This window comes from Pseudomonas sp. VEM90 (assembly GCF_054611535.1).
In genome coordinates, this window is the sequence record NZ_JBTRAR010000045.1 from 1 (window position 1) to 10756 (window position 10756).

Annotated in this window: 14 protein-coding genes; all 14 read left to right on the plus strand. The window is 60.0% G+C overall.

Annotated elements, in window-relative coordinates; genetic code table 11:
* Positions 1-206 (plus strand): phage major capsid protein (locus tag ACYCCG_RS25720; protein ID WP_459672272.1); only part of this gene is annotated, 206 nt, incomplete at its 5' end.
* A gap of 51 nt (positions 207-257) precedes the next feature.
* Positions 258-491 carry a hypothetical protein gene (locus tag ACYCCG_RS25725; protein WP_459672274.1) on the plus strand — a complete coding sequence of 78 codons (234 nt, stop codon included), beginning with the start codon at positions 258-260 and terminating at the stop codon, positions 489-491.
* Positions 492-495: 4 nt separating this feature from the next.
* The gene (locus ACYCCG_RS25730) at positions 496-1068 is read left to right on the plus strand and encodes a head-tail connector protein (RefSeq protein WP_459672276.1); all 573 of its coding nucleotides are present in this window, start codon (positions 496-498) and stop codon (positions 1066-1068) included.
* The gene (locus ACYCCG_RS25735; protein ID WP_459672278.1) at positions 1065-1403 is read left to right on the plus strand and encodes a phage head closure protein; all 339 of its coding nucleotides are present in this window, start codon (positions 1065-1067) and stop codon (positions 1401-1403) included. Before ACYCCG_RS25730 ends, ACYCCG_RS25735 begins: the two co-directional genes overlap by 4 nt.
* Before the next feature lie 30 nt (positions 1404-1433).
* Positions 1434-1952: an HK97-gp10 family putative phage morphogenesis protein gene (locus tag ACYCCG_RS25740; RefSeq protein ID WP_459672233.1), complete on the plus strand. Its 519-nt coding sequence runs from the start codon at positions 1434-1436 to the stop codon at positions 1950-1952.
* Complete coding sequence (locus ACYCCG_RS25745; protein ID WP_459672280.1) at positions 1949-2317, plus strand: DUF3168 domain-containing protein; 369 nt, start codon at positions 1949-1951, stop codon at positions 2315-2317. Before ACYCCG_RS25740 ends, ACYCCG_RS25745 begins: the two co-directional genes overlap by 4 nt.
* Positions 2318-2378: 61 nt before the next feature.
* Positions 2379-2870 carry a phage tail tube protein gene (locus ACYCCG_RS25750; protein WP_459672282.1) on the plus strand — a complete coding sequence of 164 codons (492 nt, stop codon included), beginning with the start codon at positions 2379-2381 and terminating at the stop codon, positions 2868-2870.
* A 3-nt stretch (positions 2871-2873) separates the two neighbouring features.
* Entirely contained in the window at positions 2874-3350 is a 477-nt protein-coding gene (locus ACYCCG_RS25755; RefSeq protein WP_459672237.1) for a phage tail assembly chaperone family protein, TAC, read from the plus strand.
* Between the two features lie 279 nt (positions 3351-3629).
* Entirely contained in the window at positions 3630-3953 is a 324-nt protein-coding gene (locus ACYCCG_RS25760) for a superinfection immunity protein (RefSeq protein ID WP_186703034.1), read from the plus strand.
* Positions 3954-4000: 47 nt separating this feature from the next.
* Entirely contained in the window at positions 4001-6433 is a 2433-nt protein-coding gene (locus tag ACYCCG_RS25765) for a phage tail tape measure C-terminal domain-containing protein (RefSeq protein ID WP_459672284.1), read from the plus strand.
* Entirely contained in the window at positions 6430-6912 is a 483-nt protein-coding gene (locus ACYCCG_RS25770) for a DUF1833 family protein (RefSeq protein WP_265958333.1), read from the plus strand. Before ACYCCG_RS25765 ends, ACYCCG_RS25770 begins: the two co-directional genes overlap by 4 nt.
* A gap of 3 nt (positions 6913-6915) precedes the next feature.
* Complete coding sequence (locus ACYCCG_RS25775) at positions 6916-7335, plus strand: hypothetical protein (protein WP_442758412.1); 420 nt, start codon at positions 6916-6918, stop codon at positions 7333-7335.
* 37 nt (positions 7336-7372) lie between these two features.
* Positions 7373-10417, plus strand: a complete 3045-nt coding sequence (locus ACYCCG_RS25780) for a host specificity factor TipJ family phage tail protein (protein WP_459672285.1) — start codon at positions 7373-7375, stop codon at positions 10415-10417.
* Positions 10417-10756, plus strand: a 340-nt coding sequence (locus ACYCCG_RS25785) for a hypothetical protein (RefSeq protein ID WP_459672286.1), incomplete at its 3' end; no start/stop codon positions are given. The genes ACYCCG_RS25780 and ACYCCG_RS25785, both read left to right, overlap by 1 nt.

Sequence of the window (10756 nt, forward strand, 5' to 3'; positions counted from 1 at the left end):
CGGCGCCGGCGGCGAACGCCAAGTCGATCATCTACGGCGACCTGTCGAAGTACATGGTCCGCGATGCCATGCAGGTCAACCTGATGCGCTTCGACGACAGCGCCTTCGCCTCGAAGGGGCAGGTCGGTTTCCTGGCCTTCATGCGCAGCGGCGGCAACCTGACCGACACTGACGCCGTGAAGCACTACCAGCACTCGGCGACCTAATGTGCCTAGCGGGCTCCGGCCCGCCGTCACCTATCCCGGAGGGAATGAATCATGGCTGCAAAAAAAGACTTGGTACCGGTACGCGTGCTGTGCGGTTTCCCGCTTGAGGGTCGTGAGTACAAGCCGGGCCAACTGGTGGGCTTCTCCGCCGAGCAAGTGGATCAGTTGAAGGGCATGGGCGCTGTTGACCCTGGCAAGGATGCCTTGGGTGCCTGCAAGGCAGCGGGTTATGAACTGGTCGAGCACTCGCCGGCCGATGCGCAAGAGTTGGCGGAAGAGGGCTGATCGCATGGGGCTGCAATTGCTGGAGGCGCCAACGGCCCAGCCCGTATCGCTTGAGGTTGCCAAGAAGCACTTGCGCATTGCCCCCGACGATACCGAGCAAGACGACGAGGTGGCGCGTATCGTGCGTGCGGCAACGGCCTGGGCGGAGCGGATCACCCAGCGAGCGCTTTGCCAGCAACGCTGGCGGCTGTACCTGGACGGCTTCCCTTGCGGTGCGGTCCTGATCCCTCGGCCGCCCCTGCAGAGCGTCGAGGAGGTCAACTACACCGATTCGCTCGGGTCTGTTCAAACCCTTGATGCACAGAGCTACATCGTCAACCCGTTCGAGATCCTTGGCAGGGTGTCCCTTGCCCAGGGTGAAAGCTGGCCGGCTACCCGCAAGCAGGCCATGTCGGTGAAGATCGACTTCACGGCCGGCTATGCAACCGTGCCGGAGGATATCGTTTCGGCGATCCTGCTGCTGGTCGGCCACCTGGACCAGAACCGGGAGCAGGTGGTCACTGGCACTATCGCCACTGAGTTGCCGATGGGCGTTGACTCGTTGCTCGCGCCCTACTGTGTTCCTGGTGTGCCATGAGACTCGGCCGTCTGAACCACCTCATCACCATTGAGCACAAGGTGAAGCCCAGGGACCCGGTGACCCTGGAGTTTGGCGAGCCAACTTGGCAGAAGTTCGCCAAGGTGTACGCAGAGGTCTCACCGTTGTCTGCCCGCGACTTGATCGCTGCACAGGCCGCCCAGTCCGAAGCCACCGCCCGCATGATGATCAGGTACCGGCCAGGTGTTCTGTCGACTATGCGAATCCTCTACCGAGGCGAGGTGTACAGCATCGAGGGTCCGCCGCTTGAGGACACCAAGTCTGGTCTGGAGTACCTGACCATTCTTGTCTCCAAAGGCGTCAAGGATGAGTGACGGCGCGCCGGCCGCACCAGGAGAGAACACATGCGTGACGGTGTTGATTTCAAGATTACCGGCGCCGATCAGCTGGCCGGGAAGCTGTCATCGATCAAGGATGATATCCGCCGAAAAGGCGGTCGGGCCGCTTTGCGAAAGGCTGCTCAGGTCGTAGAAAAAGCCGCTATCGAGCAAGCGAAGAAGCTGGATGACGCCAAAACCCCGAACAAGATTTGGGAGCACATCACCGTCCAGTGGTCCAACAAACGGTTCCGCCGAACGGGTGATCTGATGTTCCGGATCGGCGTTGAGGGTGGAGCCAGGCAGTACGCCAACACCGCTGATAACAGGCGGGCAGGGCGGGTCGGCAAGAGCTATGAGCTCAGCAGTATCGTGTGGTACTGGCGGCTGCTGGAGTTCGGTACCGAGCGAATTCGGGCTACTCCTTTCATGCGGCCAGCACTGACCGAGAGCATCGCTGAAGTGACCAACACCTTTGTCAGCGAATACGACAAGTCAATTGACCGGGCGATAAAGCGCGCGGCGAAGAAGACGGCATCCTCATGACACCACCTATTGTGAAGGCCTGCTTGCAGAGCACCGCTGTAACTGCGCTGCTCGGCGTCGGCACCGGCATGCGCCTCTACTCGTTCGGGGAGGCCGAGCAGGGAGTGGCCAAGCCATACGCTGTCTGGCAGATCGTCAGCGGAAGCCCCGAGAACTACCTGGCTGGCCGCCCGGATCTCGATAGCGTCACCCTGCAGGTCGACGTGTACGCCGCGACTGGCGACTCCGCCCGCAAGGTCCGGGACGCAATCCGTGATGCGATCGAGCTGGAGGCCTATGTCACCCGCTGGGGCGCTGAAGGCCGAGATCCTGAGACAAGGAATTACAGAGCCAGCTTCGACGTGGACTGGATGGTTTCCCGCTGAAGTACCCATTTGACCCATGCCCGCCGAGTGCGGGTTTTTTATTTCTGACTGGAGATAACCCATGTCGATGAAAGCCCAGGGCGCTCAGCTCTATGCTTTGGTGCGGCCTTTGAGTGGCGCAGGCCCAAGGACCGTGATGGAGGTTGAATGCCTCACCGCGTTCAACCCTGGCGGTTCGCCGGCAGACCAGATTGACGACACCTGTCTGGCCGATACCGAGCGGAAGTACAAGAAGGGTCTGCGCACACCAGGGCAGGCGACGGCGACCATCCTGGCTGATCCGCGCAATGCCAGCCACGTTCGCATGTTCCAGCTGTCCCAGGACGATAGCGACGAGGACATCCTGTGGGCGCTGGGCTGGTCTGACGGCAAGGACATCCCACCCACGGTCAACGCCGCTGGCGATGACTTCGAGCTACCCACCACCCGCACCTGGTGCCTGTTCGCCGGCTATGTCGCAGATTTCCCGTTCGACTTTGCCAGCAACACCTCGGTGAGCACTGCAGCGACCATTCAGCGCTCCGGCAAGCTCAACTGGGTCATCAAGGAGTAACCGATGAAGTTGACACTCGACGCGCTCAAGGGCGTAGGCTCGTTCACTGGCCGGCCGGTGGAAAAGGAAATCAAGTGGCGCCAGGATGGTACGGATTACACCGCCACCGTCTACGTACGGCCGATGGGCTACCAGACGGCGGTGAGCGACGTGCTTTCGGCTACTGGCAGGCAGGACAGCATTGCGGGCCGTATTGCCGCGTCTATCTGCGACGAGCACGGCAACCCGGTGTTCAGCAGCCCGATGGACATCACTCACGGGCCGCTTGATCCGGTTGAGCTGGAAAAGGACCCGGAGAGCACCAAGCGCTTGGGTTCGCTTGACGGTGCCCTGTCCGTTGCCCTGCTGTTCGCCATCCAAGAGGTAAACGACTTGGGAAAGACGAAGAGCTCACCGAGCGAGACGAAGTCTGGCACGAGCTCGTCCTCTCCGGGATCGGGGGCTCAACGATCGCGCAAGCCAAAGAAACCCTCAGCCTGATCGAGTTCCGATCCTGGGTGAAGTACAGGAAGCGCCGCGGCTCTTTGCATCTAGGTATGCGTATAGAGCGCTCGGTAGCCATGCTGGCGGCGCTGACTGCCAACCTGCACCGGGATCCGCAAAAGCGGCCGCCCCCCTACAGCTGGAAGGATTTTGCGCTGCATGAGGATGAGGACGGGCCGATCTCCCTTCAGGAAGCTATAGCATCATGGGATTAGACGTTTTCTTTGATCAATGGTGACATGGTAGATTGGCCCCTTTCGACTCAAGGGACTGGCCATGGAATTTATCACCGGCACCTCCATTTTGCTGTTGGCTGTATCATTTTTTTTGTACTTGCTCCCAATGATGATTGCTTTCCATCGGCATCATGAAAATTACACTGCGATTTTCATGTTGAATCTATTTTTGGGCTGGACCGGGGTTGTATGGGTTGTCTGTCTTGTATGGGCATTCATAAGTAAGCCTGCTCCGCTTCGTCAGATTAACGAGTCTGGAAAGTCGTCAAAGTACGAAGAGCTGGAGAGAATTTCAGCCCTGAAAAATAGCGGTGTATTAACCTCGGAAGAGTTCGATCGAGAGAAGTCTCGAATACTCAAGTGAAGCAGAAACCCGCCAATTGGCGGGTTTTTTAATGCCCGGAGAAAACAATGGCATCAAGATCTCTCGGCACCTTGACTCTTGATGTCATTGCCCAGGTTGGCGGATTCGTCGCCGGAATGGATAAGGCAGAGCGGAGCTCGGAGAAATGGCGAAAGCAGGTTGAGAAAAACGCTAAAGCCGTGGGTACGGCTATCGGCGCGGGATTGGCGACTGGTATCACTGCGATAACCGCAATGACTATCTCTGCCATTAACTCGGCCTCGGAAATAACCAATCTGGCGTCGGTGGCGAACGTCAGCACCACAGATTTCCAAAAGCTAGCAGTTGGGGCGAAAACTGTTGGTGTGGAGCAAGACAAGCTTGCTGACATCCTCAAAGACGTGAACGACAAAGTCGGTGATTTCCTAAACACCGGCGGCGGTGGCATGGCGGATTTCTTTGAGCAGGTCGCGCCGAAGGTTGGCGTTACGGCTGATCAGTTTCGCAACTTGAGTGGAAGTCAGGCATTGGGCCTGTATGTGTCCACGCTCGAGAAGGCGAAGGTCAGTCAGTCGGACATGACCTTCTATTTAGAGGCGATTGCAAGTGACGCGACTGCGTTGCTCCCGCTGCTACGGAACAATTCGGAAGGGTTCAAGCGATTCGGCGAGGCTGCGGAAGCAGCTGGTTCGATCATGGACGAAAAGACTATTCGGGCAGCTCAGGAATTAAAGGCTGCCAACTGGCTTGTTGAACAATCTGTTAGCGGGCTTGGTAACCAAATCACAAGCGCTATGCTTCCGACTCTTGCGAATTTTGCAACCCGGCTTAGCGACACGACCATAAACGGAGTTCTAGCGAAGCGCGTCTCTGATGATCTCGCTGCGAGTTTTAGGGCGCTTGGAAAGTTTGCTGTTGGCACTGTTGCAGGCATACACCTGCTAGGTGTAGGCCTCAAGACACTTTCTGATGTCGATAACGCAATGGTCGGCGGAGATGAAGCAAAATGGTGGGATAAGTATCTGCCGCCGGTCAGGATCTACAACGCCTTCAAGAACGTTGATGCCATGGGCAAGACGATCGGCGATGCGAAGGCGAAGATGGGCGAGTTGGCCGTCGGGTACGGTGACCTAATGGCCTCGTTCGACGAAAAGCCGGGGCAGGGAAGCACTAACCAGGTCAAAGAGCTTGCTGATTTGCTCGCAGAACTGCGCAAGGGCCAATCTGGCAGTTTCACCGCGTTGACGACTGATCAGCAAGCCGCCGCCAAAGCGGCCGAAGCGGCTGCCAAAAAACTGCAAGGACAGTTCGACACGGCCGAGGAAGGCTACAAGCGGCAGATCGCGCTGATCAATACGGAGACCGACAAGCGCAAGGAGGCCACCGAGGTTGCCAAGCTGCAGTTCGAGCTGGAGTCGGGAAATCTCACGGGGCTGAGCGCCAAGCAGCAGGAGCGCCTGAAGGGACTGGCAGCCGAGCTGGACCAGTTGAAAAAGCTGAAGCAGGCCAAGGAGGATGACAAGGCGGTTGCCGGGTTTGATGCCAGCGTGAAGCGGCAGCTGAACATTGATCAGCGCGCTTTGGACGCGCCGCTGTTGAATGCCTACAGCAGCGACGAGATGAAGCAGCGCGCCCTGGACATGCTGGCGATCGAGCAGGACTACCAGGACCAGCTTGAGGATCTTCGTCAGCGGCATGAAGCCGGCGACGTGTCGGATTCGGCGTACGAACGCGAGAACGACATCCTCGAAAAAGCCTTGGAAAAACGCCGGGCCATGCAGGAGAAGTACTACGAGGATGTCGACAAGCTGCAGCTGAACGGCACGGCCGGCTTCCTCAGCGGCTTTGCCACCCAGGCCGAAGCAGCGATGGACCTTTATGGCAGCATGCAGCAGGTCGGCGCCGATACCTTGGCCAACCTGACGGATGCTGTCACCGAGTGGGCCGAGACCGGAAAGCTCGATATCGAGGGCTTCGCCTCAACGTTCATTCAATCCATGGGCAACGCGCTTCTATCCTTCGCCGCCGCGCAGGTAGCCATGGCTGCCCTGAACGCCTTCGTTTCCATGATCGGCGTTCCCTTCGTGGGTCCAGCGATTGCACCTGGTGCTGCAATCGCCGCCGCCGGCGCCGCTGGTGTGCTCATGTCCGCTGTTGGCGCCTCGCTGGATGGCCAGGCGCACGACGGCATCGATTACGTGCCGGCTGATGGCACCTGGAACTTGAAGAAGGGCGAACGGGTTACGACCGCCGAAACCAGCGCCAAGCTTGATCGGACGCTGGATGATGTTGCGAAGAACAGCGGCGGGGGAGGCGGGGTGCGTGATGTGAAAATCATAAACAACGGGCAGCCTGCAACCGCACGGATGCAAATGGATGGGGCCACCATGACGCTCATCCTAGACGCTGTGGCGGCAGATTTTAACTCTAGCCTTGGCCGGAATGGTCGGTACTCGAAGGCAGTGGAGGGAACCTACGGAACTAGGAGGATCCCTAAATGACGGCTCTCGAAATCGTTTATGCATCCGGTGGCGACATCATCGTCCCAACTCTGGAGATCTCGTGCCCGGCCTGGGACAAGACACTGTACCTGGTGCAGGACTATGAAGACTTCCGGGCGACAACTGAGGCCGGCAAAACGGTCACGTTCCTGGCTTCTTCCATTGACGTGGCCTTGCCGGCGAAAGACAACTCCGGCGCGCAGACGCTGACCTTCGTGATCGACAATGTGACCGGTGAGGCCCAGCAGCTGCTCGACGCTTCACTTGCCGTCGAGGCCAAGGTGACCATGGTTTACCGAGAGTACCTTGCCAGCATTCCTGGGGAGCCCGCTGACCGACCATACCGCATGACCTCGTTCGGCGGGACCATGGATGGCCCCACTGTCCAGATCGAGGCCGGCTACTACGACCTGATCAACATGATGTGGAACAGGGACCGATACACCACCGACTTTGCCCCAGGGCTGACATACCTCTAACCCATGTACGACAAATATTTCACCGCGACGTATGAAGACGGGGCGCGGGGCGAGGTCGTGGGCGGCCGATACCTGCTCGACTGCTGGGGCCTGGTCCTTGCTATCCGCGAGGAAGTGCTTGGCCTGCCGCCGCTGCCGTCCTTCGGCCCGATTGACCGCCGTGACCTTCGCTCATCAGCCAAGGCCTACGCCCAGTATTCCGGCCTCATGCCCGTCGGGCCACCAGTGCCGGGGGCGATTGCTGCCGTGATCCACGGTGGTCTTTGCACGCACGTCGGGGTTGTCGTCCCAATTGACGGCGAACTGCGGGTCTTCGAGATCAACCCCATTGCCGGGGTGACCAACATGCGCCTGATCGACTTCGAGCGATCCTACCCAAAGGTGAAATACCATCGTGATCGAGATCTTTCCGAGCAAGCTTGAAGGCGGCCCGCTTGAGCGTCATCCGCTGGAACAGGCCATGACCATCGAGGCCTGGTTGAAGGAAAAGGTGCGGAGTTATGAGCCGCGCCCGGTACCGCCGATCAGCATCGTGGTGAACGGCAGCTTGGTTGCCGCATCCGCCTGGGGTGAAACCGAGGTCGGGCCAGACGATCAGGTGTCGATCTACATCGAGCCGAAGGGCAGCTCCCTAAAGACCATCTTCAAGCCGGGTCCGCTGGCCAAGCTGTTTGGCCTGGGCAACCCATTCGACCCGGTCAAGCCGGCCACGCCCAACATGCAGAACCGGACTTCGCGGGAGCTGAACCTGTCGACGGTGAAGGGCAACCAGGCTGCGCTGAACGATGCGATTCCTGAGTTGGCTGGATCCCCGAAACGCTACCCCGACTACCTGGTGCCCGCTCACCGCTACTTTGGCGAGCCAACCGAACAGTGGACCGAGCTCTTGCTGTGCATTGGCAAGGGCAAGTATCAGGTCCTGCCGAGCAACGTGATGGTGGGTGAAACCCCCATCGCATCGCTGGGCTCAACCGCCTCCTACAAGATCTATGGCCCAGGCGAGGACCTGTCAGCCGAAACGGCTGCCCAGTGGTGGCATAGCTCGACAGAGGTTGGCTCGACCAACACCGGCAGCGCTGGCCTTACGCTGACGACCACCGTTGCGGTGCAGCAGCAGTTTGCCGGCAACGCGGTCGTTGCCTCTGATTACGTCCTGACGGTGCCCGAAGGGGCTGGCTGGTTCCCGCTCGGGTGGGACAGCGGGATGATCGCCAGGGTTGAGATCCTGTATCCATACACCTTCACTGCGCCGGCAGACGGTACCGCCACTGTCATCAGCGGCCAGCACCTGCCGATGCTGGGGGCCTTCGTAGGCATGAAGGTCGAGCTGGCCGGTGCCAATGCCGGCGAATACGTGGTGGCCACCTACACTCCGGAGGTGCCCGCTACGCCTGAAGTGCCTGGATCGCCATCAATGGTAACGGGCAGCGCCGCGCCAAGTCGTTTCAACTTCGACGCATCACCGGTCAGCTTTACGGTATCCCGGGGCGCCAGTGACTTCCCAGTAACCCTGAATACCGCGACCACCAACCTGGCCGGCCTGGTCTCTGCTGTGAATACGGCACTGGCCGGTACCGCTTTGGTGGCAAGCGCCTCCAGCGGACGACTGCGCATTGCCGAGCAGGCCGCCCCGTTCACCGGCACCGCACTTGCCCTGAGCGGTTCGACCGATGATGTGTTCGGTGTGTCGCCGGTGTTCGTGACCGGCGTGAAGTCAGAGTCCGCAGTAGACGGTCAGTTCGCCAAGATGACCCTGGCCTATGACGGTGGCGCGCCGGCGATCGGCCTGCAAGCCGGCGATTTGCTGGCCTCGATCGGATATCGCGGTCTGCGCTACCGGATTACAGCCGTGTCAGATGACTCAGTAGAGGATGACGACGACACCGAGGCGGATGAGAGCCACGGCCCATCGGCTATTACCCTATCCCGCCTGACGGATACGGGCGCCGAGGATGATGACTGGGAAGGGTTCGACGCACTTCAGACCAGCGATGTGAACATTGTGCTCGACGGTTCCACCACTGAGGGTGATTGGTCTGGGCCGTTTGCGGTAGTGCCGGAGGGCGAGGTCACCCGCCGCCTGGAAATCGATTTCTTCTTCCCGCAGGGGATGATCCGCTACACCGAGAAGAACGGTAATCAGCGGCAGGTGAGCGTCAAGGTCGAGATCCAGTACCGAGACATTACAACCGCTGGCGCCTGGACCTCGGTCACGTCGACCTACACCGCCATGTCACCCGATCAGATGGGTTTTACCCGGAAAATCTCCATCCCGGCAGCCATGCGGCCAGAGGTGCGTGTGCGCCGTATTGGCGAGGAATCGACGACATCGAACAAGCAGGATCGCGTGCAGTGGTACGGCCTGCGCGGGCGCATTGAGCGCGTACCGAGCCGGTACGAAGGTGTCACGGTCATGGTGGTCTACGTCAAGGGCAGCAACCGCCTTTCGGCCCAGTCCGAGACCATGGTTTCTGTCCGGCCCACCCGGGTGCTGCCGGTGCGCAGTGGCGGGGCATGGACAGTGGAAACACCCACTCGGGACATCGTGCCATGGGTGGCGCACGTGGCGCGCACGATTGGCTACACGGACGATGACCTCGATCTGGCAGAACTGGACCGGCTTGATGCCATTTGGAAGGCTCGCGGGGACTATTTTGACCTTGCGGTGACTGGCCAGGAAACCGTGCTTGAGGCGCTGAACAACGCCCTGATGGCGGGGTTTGCCGAGCTGACCATTGATCGCGGCCTGATTCGCCCCGTGCGTGACGAGCCGCGCTCAGTGTTCGAGCACATGTATACCCCGCAGAACATCATCGGCAACCTGACGCGCAAGTTCACCACTGTCAGGCCAGACGACTACGACGGCGTCGATGTCGAGTACGTCGATGAAAGCACCTGGCAGAAAGAGACGGTCAAGTGTCGGCTGTCCGGTGATGTAGGGGCCAAAACGGAAAAGATCACGCTGCAAGGGGTCATCAACAGGGATCGGGCTTGGCGGATCGGCATCCGGCAACGCCGCCGCTACAAGTACCAGCGCCACGGCTACAGCTTCACCACCGAGCTATCGGCGATGAACAGCCGGTACAAGAGCTACTGCGCTGCTGCTGACGACATCCCGGGGTATGGCCAGAGCTCTGTCCTCATCGACTTCCAGGTGGGCAACAGCCTGACCTTGTTGGAGAGCTCGGAGCCGCTCACTTGGGAGGAGGGTGCCGCCCACGTTGTTGGCTTGCGAAAGCCGGACGGCACGCTCAGCGGTCCATGGCCGGCCACCCGAGTCGATGACACGCGGCTGACGGTGCCTGGGTTGGACTTTGAGCCCGACCTGAGCTGGGACATTGAGCCCCCGTACCTGCTGTTCGGCACGACCACCAGGTGGTGCTATCCGATCCTGATTGGCTCGATCGCTCCGAAGGACTTCACGACCGATGTTGAGGCTGTGAACTACGACGTGCGCGTTTACGCCGACGACGACAACTTCGCACCACCAAGGGGATCTACCTGATGCTCTCTATACCTGACGGCCTACCGTTGCCGTTGCGCGAGGGCTACGGCTTCTCACCGGTCAGCCCGATTGTCAGGACGACGATGGCCAGCGGGCGAGCCATGCAGCGCCGGCGGTTTCGCAGTGTTCCCACGATGGTCAGCGTTTCCTGGCTGCTTACCGCTGCACAGGCCCGGCTGTTCGAGGGCTGGTGCAAATGGGGCATTGGGTACGCGGACTGGTTCCTCTGTCCGATCAAGAGCCCGCTTGGCATAAAGCCTACGCGGGCCAGGTTCACCGACATTTACCAGGGGCCTGAGCTGGTTGGCGTCGACCTCTGGCGCTATACCGCCGAGCTTG